This is a genomic window from Streptomyces sp. NPDC048718 (genome assembly GCF_043198875.1).
GTDB lineage: Bacteria > Actinomycetota > Actinomycetes > Streptomycetales > Streptomycetaceae > Streptomyces.
In genome coordinates this window covers 1-13,682 of sequence record NZ_JBICVG010000016.1, presented here as the reverse complement: position 1 = coordinate 13,682, position 13,682 = coordinate 1, and the positions used below count along the sequence as shown (strand labels likewise).

Below are 13,682 nucleotides of genomic sequence, written 5' to 3'. Positions count from 1 at the left end.
GCGGACGATGGCCCGCGCGACCGGGACAGTCTTACATCTTCGTCAGGATGTCCACCGCGAAGACGAGGGTCGAGTTCTTCGGGATGCCCTGCTTCTCCTCGGCACCGAAGGCCTCCGACGGCGGCGCGACGATCAGCACGCGGCTGCCGACCTTCTTGCCGACCAGACCGTCCTTGAGCCCCTTCAGGGTCAGCTGGCCCAGCGGGAAGTTGGCGGGCTTGCCCGCGGTGTACGTCGAGTCGAAGACCTTGCCGTCCTTCCACAGGGCGGCCACGTAGTTCACCACGACGGTGTCGGTGGCCTTGACGACCTCGCCCTTGGACTCCAGGACGTAGTGGGAGACCAGCTTGGTCGGCGCGTCCGCCTTCGGGACCGTCAGCGAGGGCGCCTTGCCGTCGGTGTTGGTGCCGACCTTCGGCAGGTCCTTGTCGTCCTGGGCGACCTCGGTGCCCTCGGCGGACTTCGGGATGGAGACGGCCTTCAGGATGTCGACCACGAACACCAGGGTGGAGTTCGGCTTGATGTCGCCCTGGCCCTGCGCGCCGTAGCCCAGCTGCGGCGGGATGCCGACCATGATGCGGCTGCCGACCTTCTGGCCCTCGAGGCCCTGGTCCCAGCCCTTGATGACCTGGCCGGCGCCCAGCGTCAGCTCGAAGGGCTGCTTCCGGTCGAAGCTGTTGTCGAACGGCTTGGTCGAGTCCCACGCCTGGCCCAGGTAGTGCACCTGGAGAGCGTCACCCTTCTTGGTGACCGGCCCCTTGCCCTCGCTGATCACATTGACCTTGAGCGACTTGGGCGGGTCGCCCACCCCCTTGGAGAGAGTCGGCTTCTCCCCGAACTTCTCCCCCGCGGTGATGGCGGGAAGCCCGTTCTTCATCGAAATCGAACCGGAATCGGAAGCGGAATCGGAGCCCTTGTTCTCGCTGCCGCAGGCCGCTGTGGTGAGCAGCAGCAGCGGGACGACGAGCAGGCCGGCAAGTCGGCGCACTAGTTCCTCAGATCTCAGACGGCACGGTAGTCGCCCCACTCTAGGGGACCACGCTGTGAAGCCGTCGGCCCCGCACGGAAACGTGCGGGGCCGACGGTCCGTCCGAGCCAATCGTCACACCGGCCCCAAGGGCCCGGTGCTACATGCCGGCGATCAGTTTCTCCACCCGGTCGTCGACCGAGCGGAACGGGTCCTTGCACAACACGGTGCGCTGCGCCTGGTCGTTGAGCTTGAGGTGGACCCAGTCGACGGTGAAGTCCCGGCGCTGCTCCTGCGCGCGCCGGATGAAGTCGCCCCGGAGCCGGGCCCGGGTCGTCTGCGGCGGCACCGACTTCGCCTCGAAGATCTTCACGTCGTCGCAGATCCGAGCCGCCTGACCGTTCTTCTGGAGCAGGTAGTACAGGCCGCGACGACGGTGGATGTCGTGGTACGCGAGGTCTATCTGGGCGACCCGCGGGTGCGACATCGTCATGTTGTGCTTGGCCCGGTACCGCTCGATGAGCTTGTACTTCATGACCCAGTCGATCTCGGTCTCGACCCGGTCCAGCCGCTCCTGCTCGACCGCGTCGAGCGTGCGGCCCCACAGGTCCAGGACCTGGGCGACCGTACCGCTGCGGATGCCCCGGCGGTCGACGAAGTCGGAGGCCTTCTCGAAGTACTCCCGCTGCACCTCCAGCGCCGACGCCTCCCGCCCGCTGGCGAGCCGCACCTTGCGCTGGCCGGTGATGTCGTGGCTGACCTCGCGGATGGCCCGGATGGGGTTCTCCAGGGTCAGATCGCGCATCACCGTGCCCGCCTCGATCATGCGCAGCACGAGATCGGTGGCACCGACCTTGAGCAGCATGGTCGTCTCGGACATGTTGGAGTCGCCGACGATGACGTGGAGCCGGCGGTAGCGCTCGGCGTCCGCGTGCGGCTCGTCGCGGGTGTTGATGATGGGACGTGAACGGGTGGTCGCCGAGCTGACGCCCTCCCAGATGTGTTCGGCGCGCTGCGAGACGCAGAAGACGGCGCCGCGCGGGGTCTGCAGCACCTTTCCCGCGCCACAGATCAACTGGCGGGTGACCAGGAACGGAATGAGGATGTCCGCGAGCCGGGAGAACTCCCCGTGCCGGGCCACCAGATAGTTCTCGTGGCAGCCGTAGGAGTTTCCGGCGGAGTCTGTGTTGTTCTTGAAGAGATAGACGTCGCCCGCGATTCCTTCCTCGTGCAGGCGGCGTTCCGCGTCGACGAGAAGTCCTTCCAGAATGCGCTCGCCGGCCTTGTCGTGGGTGACCAGTTCGACCACGTTGTCGCATTCGGGAGTTGCGTATTCCGGATGCGAACCCACGTCCAGGTACAGGCGGGCGCCGTTCCGCAGGAAGACATTGCTGCTGCGGCCCCATGACACGACACGGCGGAAGAGGTACCGCGCCACTTCGTCAGGAGACAGTCGGCGCTGTCCCCTGAACGTGCACGTGACGCCGTACTCGTTCTCCAGCCCGAAAATGCGGCGGTCCATGTCTGAACATTACGCCTGACGGCCTGTGCTGAAACCGGGTTCGACGGCCCCGTTTCGATCGATTCCCGAAGTCCGGGTGTCTTTTCCGCCATGCGCACCGGATACCGGACCGCTTCCGGTGCCCCCGCCGACGGCGTGTCGCACCGGGGCGGCTCCCCCGAGCACCCGGCCGGTGGCCAGCAGCACCAGGAAGGCCACGAACCCGCCGACGCCGGCCACCGCGAAACCGGTGGGAGTCCCCGCCAGCTCCACCACGGGCCCGGCGACCGCCGAACCGAGCGCCGAACCGACCGTGAAGGTGGTGACCAGCCACGAGAACGCCTCGGTGACCGTGCCGGCGGGCGCGTGCCGGTCGACCACGATGAACGCGCAGGCGATGGACGGCGCCAGGAACACCCCCGCGAGAGCCGCCAGGGCCGTCATCGCGACCGGTCCGGGCACCAGCACCAGCGGCAGGTAGCCCACCGCGAGCAGCAGCACCAGCACCCGGAGCCGCCGTTCCGGAGCCCCCGCCCACTGCCGCGCCCCGTACGCCACGCCGCCGATCAGCGCGCCGAGCCCGAGCGCCGCCATGAGCCAGCCGTAGACCGCGTCGTTCCCCAGATCGTCGGCGTAGGCCACGGCGGCCACCGTGATGGAACCGAGCGCCAGCCCCACGAAGAAGAACGAGCCGAGCAGTGCCAGCAGACCGGGCGACCGCAGCGCCCCGAGCCAGTGGGCCTCGCGGGGCTCCGAGCGCCAGGCCCGCGACGGCGGCGAGACCACCACCGACAGGGCACCGAGCACACCGAGCACGTTGATGACGAGCAGGGCGGCGGCCGGCGACCAGAGCGCCACCAGCAGGGTCAGCAGCAGCGGCCCGGCGGTGAACATGACCTCCTGGGCGACGGCGTCCAGGGCGTAGGCCCGGTGCACCTGGTCCGCCCGGCCCAGCACGCTCGGCCACAGCGCCCGCAGCCCGCCTTCGAGCGGCGGGGTGAACAGACCGGCGACCAGGACGGCGGCGTACGCGAGGAACAGATCGCCGATGCCCGCCACGGCCAGCACGGCCATGCCGAGAGCGGACAGGATCGCGGCGGGCAGCTGGACCCGGGGCTGGCCCTTGAGGTCGACGGCCCGGCCCAGGAGCGGCTGCCCGACGGCGGTGGCCAGGCCGTACACGGCGATCAGCCCGCCCGCGAGGCTGTAGCTGCCGCCCTCGGCGCGGGTGAACACCGTGAGGGCCACCGGCCCCGTACCGCTCGGGAGCCGACCCACCAGGGTGCCGGTGAGCAGGCGCGTGGCGTGGGGCGCGCGCAGGATCTCCAAGTAGCCGCCGGCCGGGGCCTCGGTGGGCATGTTGTCTCCCTCCCGGGGCTTCGACCCGAGGTTTTACGTATAACGTCAAGAGGTCATACGTACCATGACCGCACCACGCCGGTCCACCCCCGCGCGTGACGACGCATCAGCACACAGCGCCGCGGAGGTACCCGTGCACAGCCCCGAGACCCCCGGCGGCCACCGCCCCACCAGCCGTGACGTCGCCCGCGCCGCCGGCGTCTCCCAGGCCACCGTCTCCCTCGTCCTCGGCGACAAGTGGCGCGGCCGGGTCTCCGAGCGCACCGCCGGCACCGTCCGCGAGGCCGCCGCGGACCTCGGCTACCGCCCCAACCTCGCCGCACGCAACCTCCGCCTCGGCCGCACCCGCACCGCCCTCCTCGTCGTCCCCGCCCTCACCAACGAGTTCTTCGCCCGCGTCTACACGGGCGCCGCCACTGTCGCCGCCCGCCACGGCTTCGGCGTCGTCCTCTACCCCTCCCCCGCCGGCATCGGCCCGGCCCGGGATCCCTTCGCCTCCGCCCGCGCCGCCCTCGACGGCGTCATCGCCTCCTCCATGGCCACCGAGGCCCTCAAGGCCTTCGCCGGCACCGACCTGCCCCTCGTCATGCTGGACAGCGACCCCACGGGCCCCGGCGCCGCCGCCCACGTCAACCTCGACATCGCCGACGGCATGCGCCAGGTCACCGGCCACCTCCTCGGGCTCGGCCACCGGCGCTTCCTCCACCTCGCCTCCGCCGTCCCGTCCTGGACCTTCGACGTCCGCGCCGCCGCCCTCGCCGAGGCCCTTCGCGGCACCGACGTCACCACGGTCCGCGCCCCTCTCGACGTCCAGGGCGCCCGCGCCGTCGCCGAACACGCGCTCACCCGCCCCGGCCCCCGCCCCACGGCCATCGTCTGCGACGACGACATCCTGGCGGCCGGCGCCTGCAAGGCCGCCCGCCGCCTCGGCCTGCGCGTCCCCGAGGACCTCTCCGTCACCGGCTTCGACGACCTCGCCCTCGCCACCGCCCTCGAACCCGAACTCACCACCGTCGGCCTCCCGGCCGAGCACATCGGCGAGCGCGGCATGGCCGCCCTCCTCGCCGTCCTCGACGGCCGCATCCCCGAACCCGGTGACCTCCCCGTCACCCTGGTCCCCCGCGCCTCCTCCGGCCCCGCGCCGGGGGCCTGACCCCGGACACGACGAGGGGTCCGGGGCGGGCACGGCAGAAGGGCCCGGGTACGGGAGAAAGCCTCGGCCACGGCAGACCCCGCGCGGGTACGGCAAGACGAAGGGGCCCGCCCGGGTACGGGAAGACGCGCCCCGGGTACGGCAAAGGGCCCCGGAGCCGTATCCCTACGACTCCGGGGCCCCGCCACACCCGTACCGACTACTCCTCGGCGGCCTCGTCCGACGGATCGTCGGTCCGCGTCACCGCCGCGTCGTCCGCGTCCAGCAGACGCTTCAGCTGACGCCCCACGATCCGCTTGAACTTCCGCTGCTGCGGCCGCGTCCGGTCCAGCACCGCCACCTCCAGCCGCTCGGCGGGGATCTCCCGCTCGCCGCCGTTGGTGTCCCGCGACAGCGCCTGCACCGCCAGCTTCAAGGCCTCCGCCAGCGACATGCCGTCACGGTGGCGCTGGTCCAGGAACGAGCTGATCTGCTCCGCGTTGCCGCCGACCGCCACCGAACCGTGCTCGTCGACGATCGATCCGTCGTGCGGCAGCCGGTAGATCTGGTCGCCCTCCGGCTCCGCGCCGACCTCGGCGACGACCAGCTCCACCTCGTATGGCTTCTCGCCCGCACTGGAGAAGATCGTGCCCAGCGTCTGCGCGTAGACGTTGGCCAGACCCCGCGCCGTGACGTCGTCACGGTCGTAGGTGTAGCCGCGCAGATCCGCGTAGCGCACACCGCCGATCCGCAGGTTCTCGTATTCGTTGTACTTGCCGGCCGCGGCGAAGCCGATGCGGTCGTAGATCTCGCTGAACTTGTGCAGCGCGCGGGACGGGTTCTCGCCGACGAACACGATGCCGTCGGCGTACTGGAGGACGACGAGACTGCGGCCCCGGGCGATGCCCTTGCGGGCGTATTCCGCCCGGTCCGCCATGGCCTGCTGGGGTGAGACATAGAACGGCGTGGACACCGGCTACCGTCCCTTTCTTCCGGTCCGAAAGGCTTCTACGAGGTCGACGAGCGGTCAGAGCAGGGCGGCGCGCGGCCCGTCGGGCTGCTCCAGACGCCGCTCGGTGACGGACCGGGCCAGCGCGGAGGACTCCTCCTCCGTGAGCCTGCGGAAGCCCTCCTCGGTGATGACGGTGACGATCGGGAAGATCCGGCGTGCCAGATCCGGACCGCCCGTCGCCGAGTCGTCGTCCGCCGCGTCGTACAGCGCCTGGACGACCAGCGTGGTGGCCTGCTCCTCGGTCAGGTCCTCCCGGTAGAGCTTCTTCATCGACCCGCGCGCGAAGATCGAGCCCGAGCCGGTGGCGGCGTACCCGTGCTCCTCGGAGCGGCCGCCGGTGACGTCGTAGGAGAAGATCCGGCCCTTCTCCCGGCCCTCGTCCCAGCCCGCGAAGAGCGGGACGACGGCGAGGCCCTGCATCGCCATGCCGAGGTTGCCGCGGATCATGGTGGACAGGCGGTTGGCCTTGCCCTCCAGGGAGAGCGTGGTGCCCTCGACCTTCTCGAAGTGCTCCAGCTCCAGCTGGAACAGCTTGACCATCTCCACAGCGAGGCCGGCGGTGCCGGCGATGCCGACCGCGGAGTACTCGTCGGCGGGGAACACCTTCTCGATGTCCCGCTGCGCGATCATGTTCCCCATCGTCGCCCGCCGGTCACCGGCGAGCACCACGCCCCCGGGGAACGTCGCGGCGACGATGGTGGTGCCGTGCGGCGCCTGGACGATCCCCTCGGGCAGCTGCCGGTTGCCCGGGAGCAGCTGGGGCGAGTGATCGGCGAGGAAGTCCATGAAGGAGGACGAGCCCGGTGTCAGGAAGGCAGCGGGTAGACGTCCGGTGCTCAGGTTGTTTGCTTCCACGCGTTGCCCTCCAGGTATGCGATGGCGCGACGAAGGACGTCGGGAGCGTCTCCCAACTTTCCGATGGCCGAATGACAGTTGAAGCACAGTACGCCACGGACCCTACCCGTCGCGTGGCGGTGATCCACATGTACGGCCGGTACCTTTCGGCGGATGGGCGGGAGACCGCCTGGAGAGGTGATCGTCCCGTCCCGCTCCGCCTCGGGTGTTGCCATGGGCACGCTTGAGGTGCTCCGGTCAAAATTTGACCGCTTGAGGGCGAAGGATGCGCGCGGCTTCTCCTCGATTTGCCGCGCGCATCGCTTCGGACCTCGAATTTCGAGCCCGCCTCCGACATTCGCCTTCAATCCGAAGGCTACTGGCCGCCCTTTTGGACAAATGACCGAACGAAGTCCTCGGCGTTCTCTTCGAGTACATCGTCGATCTCGTCGAGGACGGAGTCCACGTCGTCGCTCAGTTTTTCCTGGCGTTCCTTGAGGTCGGAACTCGCCTCCGTGGTGGTCTCCTCGACCTCCTCGGTGGAACGCGTCGCCTTCTGCTGTCCGCCGCCGGTGTCCTTGGTCGCCATTTCCTCACCCCGCTCGAATCGGCCCGCTCGGTTGGGTCTACGAGATCCGACCCTACAAGCCGGGACTGACATCGGCCCCGCAGTTTCTGCAACGTCCGGGCACTGATGTCATGTTTCCCAGTGCCCGGCCATTTCAGGCTCCGCCCTTGCCGGAAAGAACCCGCACCAGTTCCTCGGCGGTCCTGCACCGGTCCAGAAGTTCCTTCACATGGTCACGCGTACCCCGGAGGGGTTCCAGGGTCGGCACCCTTTGGAGGGAGTCGCGCCCCGGGAGATCGAAGATCACCGAATCCCAGGAGGCGGCGGCCACGTCGTCCGCGTACTGCTCCAGGCAGCGCCCGCGGAAGTAGGCCCGGGTGTCCTCCGGGGGGTTCGTCTCGGCCCGCTGCACCGTCGGCTCGTCCAGCAGGCGCTTCATCCGGCCGCGGGCCACCAGACGGTTGTACAGGCCCTTCTCGGGCCGTACGTCCGCGTACTGGAGGTCGACGAGGTGCAGCCGGGCCGAGTCCCAGTCCAGGCTGTCGCGGCGCCGGTAGCCCTCCATCAGCTCCCGCTTCGCGACCCAGTCCAGTTCGCCGGCCAGGCTCATCGGGTCGCTCTCAAGCCGGCCCAGGGTGTCCTCCCAGCGGCTGAGAACGTCCTTGGTCTGCTCGTCGGCGTCGGTCCCGTAGCGCTCGTCGACGTACTTCCTGGCCAGCTCGAAGTACTCCATCTGGAGCTGCACCGCGGTGAGTGTCCGACCGCTGCGCAGGGTGACGAGGTACTGGAGGCTCGGGTCGTGGGAGACCTGGTGGAGGGTGCGGACCGGCTGGTCGACGGCAAGGTCGACGGTGATGAAGGCGTCCTCGATCATCGACAGGACGAGCGAGGTGGTGCCGAGCTTGAGATAGGTCGAGATCTCGGAGAGGTTGGCGTCCCCGATGATCACGTGCAGGCGCCGGTACTTCTCGGCGTCGGCGTGCGGCTCGTCGCGGGTGTTGATGATAGGGCGCTTGAGGGTGGTCTCCAGGCCGACCTCGACCTCGAAGTAGTCGGCGCGCTGGCTGAGCTGGAAGCCGTGTTCGCGGCCTTCCTGGCCGATGCCGACCCGGCCGGCGCCGGTGACGACCTGGCGGGAGACGAAGAAGGGCGTCAGGTGGCGCACGATGTCCGAAAACGGGGTCTCCCGTTTCATCAGGTAGTTCTCGTGGGTGCCGTAGGACGCGCCCTTATTGTCGGTGTTGTTCTTGTAGAGGTGGATGGGCTGGGCGCCGGGGAGCTGGGCGGCCCGTTCGGCGGCCTCGGCCATGATCCGCTCGCCGGCCTTGTCCCACAGGACGGCGTCGCGGGGGTTGGTGACCTCGGGGGCGCTGTACTCGGGGTGGGCGTGGTCCACGTAGAGCCGGGCGCCGTTGGTCAGGATGACGTTGGCGAGGCCGATGTCCTCGTCGGTGAGCTGGCTGGAGTCGGCGGCCTCGCGGGCGAGGTCGAAGCCGCGGGCGTCCCGCAGCGGGTTCTCTTCCTCGAAGTCCCAGCGGGCGCGCCGCGCCCGGTGCATCGCCGCCGCGTAGGCGTTGACGATCTGGGACGAGGTGAGCATGGCATTGGCGTTGGGGTGCCCGGGGACGGAGATCCCGTACTCCGTCTCGATGCCCATTACTCGCCGTACGGTCATGCGACCCTCCTTGCCCGGCGCCGCTCCCCGCACCGTGCGTGTCGCGGCGGTACACCCACGAGCCTAGAGCGGTCGTGCGTGCACGGGGAGATCAAAACGAATCGGTGAGTGGAAAGCGACGGCTGCGGATGCCCGTTCCCGGACATCCGCAGCCGGTGCGCGTCGCTACAGGTACTGACCGGTGTTGGCCACCGTGTCGATGGAGCGGCCGGTGTCCGCGCCCTGCTTTCCGGTGACGAGGGTGCGGATGAAGACGATCCGCTCGCCCTTCTTGCCGGAGATCCGGGCCCAGTCGTCGGGGTTGGTGGTGTTGGGCAGGTCCTCGTTCTCCTTGAACTCGTCCACGCATGCCTGGAGGAGGTGGGAGACGCGGATGCCCTTCTGGTCGTGGTCGAGGAAGGCCTTGATGGCCATCTTCTTGGCCCGGTCGACGATGTTCTGGATCATCGCGCCGGAGTTGAAGTCCTTGAAGTAGAGGACTTCCTTGTCACCGTTGGCGTAGGTGACCTCGAGGAAGCGGTTCTCCTCGGATTCGGCGTACATCTGCTCGACCACGGACTGGATCATTCCGTGGGCGGCGGCTTCCCGCGATCCGCCGTGTTCGGCGAGGTCGTCCGCGTGGAGCGGGAGGGAGGCCGTGAGGTACTTGGCGAAGATGTCCTTGGCGGCTTCCGCGTCCGGGCGCTCGATCTTGATCTTGACGTCGAGCCGGCCGGGCCGGAGGATCGCCGGGTCGATCATGTCCTCGCGGTTGGAGGCGCCGATGACGATGACGTTCTCCAGGCCTTCCACGCCGTCGATCTCGGCGAGCAGCTGGGGGACGATGGTGTTCTCCACGTCCGAGCTGACACCGGATCCGCGGGTGCGGAAGAGGGATTCCATCTCGTCGAAGAAGACGATGACGGGGGTGCCCTCGCTCGCCTTCTCACGGGCCCGCTGGAAGACGAGACGGATGTGCCGCTCGGTCTCGCCGACGTACTTGTTGAGGAGTTCGGGGCCCTTGATGTTGAGGAAGTAGGACTTCCCGGCGGGCTGGCCGGTGACCTCGGCGACCTTCTTGGCAAGGGAGTTGGCGACGGCCTTGGCGATGAGCGTCTTGCCGCAGCCGGGCGGTCCGTAGAGCAGGATGCCCTTCGGGGGCCGCAGTTCGTGTTCCTTGAAGAGGTCCGGGTAGAGGTACGGGAGCTCGACGGCGTCCCGGATCAGTTCGATCTGGTTGCCCAGGCCGCCGATCTTGTCGTAGTCGACGTCGGGGACCTCTTCGAGGACGAGTTCTTCGACCTCGCTCTTGGGGACCACCTCGTAGACGTATCCGGACCTGGGTTCCAGGAGGAGTGCGTCGCCGGGGCGGATGGTGATGTCCAGCAGGGGTTCGGCGAGCCGGACCACCCGCTCTTCGTCGGTGTGTCCGATGACCAGGGCGCGTTCGCCGTCCTCGAGGATCTCCTTGAGGGTGACGATGTCGCCGGCGCGCTCGAAGGCCATGGCCTCGACCACGTTGAGCGCCTCGTTGAGCATGAGTTCCTGGCCCCGCTTGAGCTGGTCGGGCTCGACGCTGGGGCTGACGTTCACCCGGAGCTTGCGGCCCCCGGTGAAGATGTCGCACGTGCCGTCCTCGTTGGCCTGCAGGAAGACACCGAAGCCGGCCGGCGGCTGCGCGAGCCGGTCGACCTCCTCCTTGAGGGCCACGATCTGGTCGCGGGCCTCGCGGAGCGTACTGGCGAGCCGCTCGTTCTGCGCGGACACGCCGGCCAGGTTCGTCTGCAGCTCGACGATCCGCTCCTCGAGAATCCTCGTGTGACGCGGAGAGTCGGCGAGCTTGCGGCGCAGGACGGCGATTTCCTGCTCGAGATAGGCGATCTGACCGGCGGGGTCGTCAGAGCCCCGGCCCGGCCGGATGCCGCGGTTGATGTCGTCGTCGTGGGCTGCCACGGTCCTCACCTCCTCCAAGGGGAGCTGGACGCTTCCTGACCCTACCTGGGTGGGTGATGATTGAAACCCCTAGATCACAAAGACTCCGAGGTGTGTCCGATCTTCACCCTTGCGCTTCCCCTCACGCCAGGGGGATACCCACCACCGAGCCTCGCCAAAGCGCGCGACGGTATCGTCATGGGTGGTCAACACCCGTCAGGGTTGGCCCGACTTGTCCAGGCGAGAAAGAAACGGCAGGAGAGATGAGCGTGCAGCAGGAGGTCCAGGCGACGGGCGCCGGTGAGGCGCTGGAGGTCTGGATCGACCAGGACCTGTGTACCGGGGACGGGATCTGCGCGCAGTACGCCCCTGAGGTCTTCGAGCTCGACATCGACGGGCTCGCGTATGTGAAGAGCGCGGACGACGAGCTGCTCCAGGCACCGGGGGCGACGACGCGGGTGCCGTTGCCGCTGCTCCAGGACGTGGTGGACTCCGTGAAGGAATGCCCGGGCGAGTGCATTCATGTGCGGCGGTCCGCCGACGGTGTCGAGGTGTACGGTCCCGACGCGGACTGACGTATTCCGGGGCTCCGGTCATGGGCCGCGGGGCCGGTCGGCCTCGCGGCCCTCTTTGTTCCGCGAGGCCCGACCGGCCCCGCGGTCTTCTGTTTCCGCGGGCCGGGTCAGGCCTCGCGGTCCGCTGTTTCCGAGGTACGCAGGAAGGCTCCGCCGCGCCAGCGCCAGGTGACGTGGTCGGTCAGGTCGGGGCAGCAGCCGGGGACGTCGGGTGAGGAGTAGCCGAGCAGGGTCGCGTGGACGGCGCGGCCGCGGATCGAGAAGTCGGTGACGCTGCGCTTCTCGGCGGGTTCGAGGAGGGTGGCCACGACCCGGGCGGCGGGTGCCGCGCGGTCCTTGCCGTGGGTGAGGACGTAGATGCCGCTGGGCGGGGTGCCGGAGCCGGCGTCGCAGCGGACGACGGCGATCGTCTCGGGGTCGCCGTCGCCGTCGAGGTCTCCGGCGACCCTCTTGACGATCTTGGTGGGCAGTCCGCCGCACTCCAGGGGGTAGTGGGCCGTGGCGGCGTCGGGCGCGGGCCGGGGGGCCCGCGGGGCGCCGGTGGCCTTGGCCGGGCCTGGCTGGAGCAGCCCGGCGAGGACGACGACTCCGGCCATCGCGGTGGCGGTGGCCAGCCAGTGCACCGGCCGGGCGCGGGTGTGCGCCAGGTCCGTGACGGCGGGGGTCTGCACGCGAGAAGTCTCCTGTGAGGGTGGTGCGGGAGGAGTTCGCCCGGCTCCCGGGCCCGTCGGTGCTGGTGGGGCGCCGGGGAGGCGGGGAGCCTGTGGAACGGCATCGTGCCACACGTCACAGAGGGGCGGAACAGCCGGGGTCGGCCGTGGGCGTGCGGCGGGTGTGCGGGGCTTCGTACGGGCTCGGGTGGTGTGGAAGGACGGCCTGAATACGACGGTGCCGCCGTCGGCTTCCGGCCTGTGGGGCGGGAAGTCGACGGCGGCACCGGTGCGTTGTGGGAGGGGTCAGCCCTTGTTGGGGCCTTCGTAGTCCTCGCCGTAGGCGCCCTTGGCGGGGCGGCGGCGGCGCATCGGGGGCTCCACACCGTCCGCGAGGCGGCGGGCGGTGACGAGGAAGCCGGTGTGACCGATCATCCGGTGGTCCGGGCGGACGGCCAGGCCCTCGACGTGCCAGTTGCGGATCATGGATTCCCAGGGCTGCGGTTCGGCGTAGCAGCCGAACTCGCGGATGGATTCCACGGTGCGCGCGAGCTGCGTGGTGGTGGCCACGTAGCAGCAGAGGATGCCGCCGGGGACGAGGGCCTTGGAGACGGCCTCCAGGCACTCCCAGGGGGCGAGCATGTCGAGGATGACGCGGTCGACGTCGGTGTCGGACAGGTTGTCCTGGAGGTCGCCGACGGTCAGCTGCCACGCGGGGTGCGGGCCGCCGAAGTAGCGCTCGACGTTGCCCTTGGCGATCTCGGCGAAGTCCTCGCGACGCTCGTACGAGTGCAGCATGCCGCTGTCGCCGATGGCGCGCAGCAGGAAGGAGCTCAGCGAGCCGGAGCCCACACCGGCCTCGACGACACGGGCGCCGGGGAAGATGTCGGCGAAGGCCAGGATCTGCCCCGCGTCCTTGGGGTAGACCACGGCGGCGCCGCGGGGCATGGACAGGACGTAGTCGGGGAGCAGGGGGCGCAGCGCGAGGTAGGCGACGTTTCCCGTGGTTCGGACAACACTGCCCTCGGGAGCACCGATCAGCTCGTCATGGGGGAAGGAACCCTTGTGGGTGTGGAAATTCTTCCCGGCTTCGAGCGTGAAGGTGTAGTGGCGTCCCTTGGGGTCGGTGAGCTGGACCTGGTCCCCGACCTTGAAGGGCCCGCGACGGCGGGCGGCACCGGTCGGTTCGGACATGTGAGCAGCTTATCAAGGGCACGACGGCCCCCTCACCGGGCGCGGACCCACCCCGAAGACACCGCGAGTACGGGCCTGGCATATGCCGTTACGTCTGGTTGCGGACCACCCCGTAGGCACCGTGAGTGCGGGCCGTGCCCCTGACGAGGCCAGAGCTACCGGGCCGGCCTATGGCCGAGTGAGCCGAAGGGGTGCGTCGGGGGAACAGCGCCGAACGCGCACAGGCCCGCGAGGAACGAGCGGGCCGAGCACGATCGGTGCTGTGAGTCCGACTCCAGCACCCCGTGGGGGTCCCCCCGCCGAA

At 69.5% G+C, this 13,682-nt stretch carries 13 protein-coding genes; 2 read left to right on the top strand and 11 right to left on the bottom strand.

The window, feature by feature from the left end:
• Positions 1-31 precede the first annotated feature (31 nt).
• The 3 genes from ACGFRB_RS26565 to ACGFRB_RS26555 all read right to left on the bottom strand — a co-directional run bounded on the left by ACGFRB_RS26565 (position 32) and on the right by ACGFRB_RS26555 (position 3,827).
• The gene (locus ACGFRB_RS26565; RefSeq protein WP_363008648.1) at positions 32-988 is read right to left on the bottom strand and encodes an FKBP-type peptidyl-prolyl cis-trans isomerase; all 957 of its coding nucleotides are present in this window, start codon (positions 986-988) and stop codon (positions 32-34) included.
• Positions 989-1,127: 139 nt separating this feature from the next.
• A complete protein-coding gene (pafA, locus tag ACGFRB_RS26560; RefSeq protein ID WP_361227727.1) occupies positions 1,128-2,489 on the bottom strand; it encodes a Pup--protein ligase in 1,362 nt (453 codons plus the stop codon).
• 9 nt (positions 2,490-2,498) lie between these two features.
• On the bottom strand, positions 2,499-3,827 hold the full coding sequence (locus ACGFRB_RS26555; protein WP_393246594.1) for an MFS transporter: 1,329 nt from the start codon (positions 3,825-3,827) through the stop codon (positions 2,499-2,501).
• 133 nt (positions 3,828-3,960) lie between these two features.
• Between ACGFRB_RS26555 and ACGFRB_RS26550 the strand changes: the two genes are divergently transcribed.
• On the top strand, positions 3,961-4,980 hold the full coding sequence (locus ACGFRB_RS26550; protein WP_393246592.1) for a LacI family DNA-binding transcriptional regulator: 1,020 nt from the start codon (positions 3,961-3,963) through the stop codon (positions 4,978-4,980).
• Between the two features lie 199 nt (positions 4,981-5,179).
• Here ACGFRB_RS26550 and prcA read toward each other — a convergent pair whose 3' ends face one another.
• The 6 genes from prcA to arc all read right to left on the bottom strand — a co-directional run bounded on the left by prcA (position 5,180) and on the right by arc (position 10,980).
• The gene (prcA, locus tag ACGFRB_RS26545; RefSeq protein ID WP_361227736.1) at positions 5,180-5,932 is read right to left on the bottom strand and encodes a proteasome subunit alpha; all 753 of its coding nucleotides are present in this window, start codon (positions 5,930-5,932) and stop codon (positions 5,180-5,182) included.
• Positions 5,933-5,986: 54 nt separating this feature from the next.
• Complete coding sequence (prcB, locus tag ACGFRB_RS26540) at positions 5,987-6,826, bottom strand: proteasome subunit beta (RefSeq protein ID WP_363008655.1); 840 nt, start codon at positions 6,824-6,826, stop codon at positions 5,987-5,989.
• A complete protein-coding gene (locus ACGFRB_RS26535) occupies positions 6,808-7,041 on the bottom strand; it encodes an endonuclease domain-containing protein (RefSeq protein WP_393246590.1) in 234 nt (77 codons plus the stop codon). The genes prcB and ACGFRB_RS26535 overlap by 19 nt, the downstream gene beginning before the upstream one ends.
• A gap of 140 nt (positions 7,042-7,181) precedes the next feature.
• Positions 7,182-7,394: a ubiquitin-like protein Pup gene (locus ACGFRB_RS26530; protein WP_030494396.1), complete on the bottom strand. Its 213-nt coding sequence runs from the start codon at positions 7,392-7,394 to the stop codon at positions 7,182-7,184.
• A gap of 133 nt (positions 7,395-7,527) precedes the next feature.
• Positions 7,528-9,048, bottom strand: a complete 1,521-nt coding sequence (dop, locus tag ACGFRB_RS26525; protein WP_393246588.1) for a depupylase/deamidase Dop — start codon at positions 9,046-9,048, stop codon at positions 7,528-7,530.
• Positions 9,049-9,213: 165 nt separating this feature from the next.
• Positions 9,214-10,980 (bottom strand): proteasome ATPase, encoded by a 1,767-nt coding sequence (arc, locus tag ACGFRB_RS26520; RefSeq protein WP_363008661.1) that lies wholly within the window; start codon positions 10,978-10,980, stop codon positions 9,214-9,216.
• A gap of 242 nt (positions 10,981-11,222) precedes the next feature.
• Between arc and ACGFRB_RS26515 the strand changes: the two genes are divergently transcribed.
• Positions 11,223-11,534, top strand: a complete 312-nt coding sequence (locus ACGFRB_RS26515; RefSeq protein ID WP_363008663.1) for a ferredoxin — start codon at positions 11,223-11,225, stop codon at positions 11,532-11,534.
• Between the two features lie 107 nt (positions 11,535-11,641).
• Here ACGFRB_RS26515 and ACGFRB_RS26510 read toward each other — a convergent pair whose 3' ends face one another.
• Complete coding sequence (locus ACGFRB_RS26510) at positions 11,642-12,205, bottom strand: hypothetical protein (RefSeq protein ID WP_393246585.1); 564 nt, start codon at positions 12,203-12,205, stop codon at positions 11,642-11,644.
• Positions 12,206-12,490: 285 nt separating this feature from the next.
• Positions 12,491-13,378 (bottom strand): tRNA (adenine-N1)-methyltransferase, encoded by an 888-nt coding sequence (locus ACGFRB_RS26505; RefSeq protein WP_019884997.1) that lies wholly within the window; start codon positions 13,376-13,378, stop codon positions 12,491-12,493.
• Between the last annotated feature and the right edge of the window lie 304 nt (positions 13,379-13,682).

What these genes read in the sequence shown, in the direction of transcription:
- ACGFRB_RS26530 (WP_030494396.1), bottom strand. Translation starts at nt 7,394, where the DNA reads ATGGCGACCAAGGACACCGGCGGCGGACAGCAGAAGGCGACGCGTTCC.
- ACGFRB_RS26505 (WP_019884997.1), bottom strand. Translation starts at nt 13,378, where the DNA reads ATGTCCGAACCGACCGGTGCCGCCCGCCGTCGCGGGCCCTTCAAGGTC.
- ACGFRB_RS26515 (WP_363008663.1), top strand. Translation starts at nt 11,223, where the DNA reads ATGAGCGTGCAGCAGGAGGTCCAGGCGACGGGCGCCGGTGAGGCGCTG.
- pafA (WP_361227727.1), bottom strand. Translation starts at nt 2,489, where the DNA reads ATGGACCGCCGCATTTTCGGGCTGGAGAACGAGTACGGCGTCACGTGC.
- ACGFRB_RS26555 (WP_393246594.1), bottom strand. Translation starts at nt 3,827, where the DNA reads ATGCCCACCGAGGCCCCGGCCGGCGGCTACTTGGAGATCCTGCGCGCG.
- ACGFRB_RS26535 (WP_393246590.1), bottom strand. Translation starts at nt 7,041, where the DNA reads ATGGCAACACCCGAGGCGGAGCGGGACGGGACGATCACCTCTCCAGGC.
- dop (WP_393246588.1), bottom strand. Translation starts at nt 9,048, where the DNA reads ATGACCGTACGGCGAGTAATGGGCATCGAGACGGAGTACGGGATCTCC.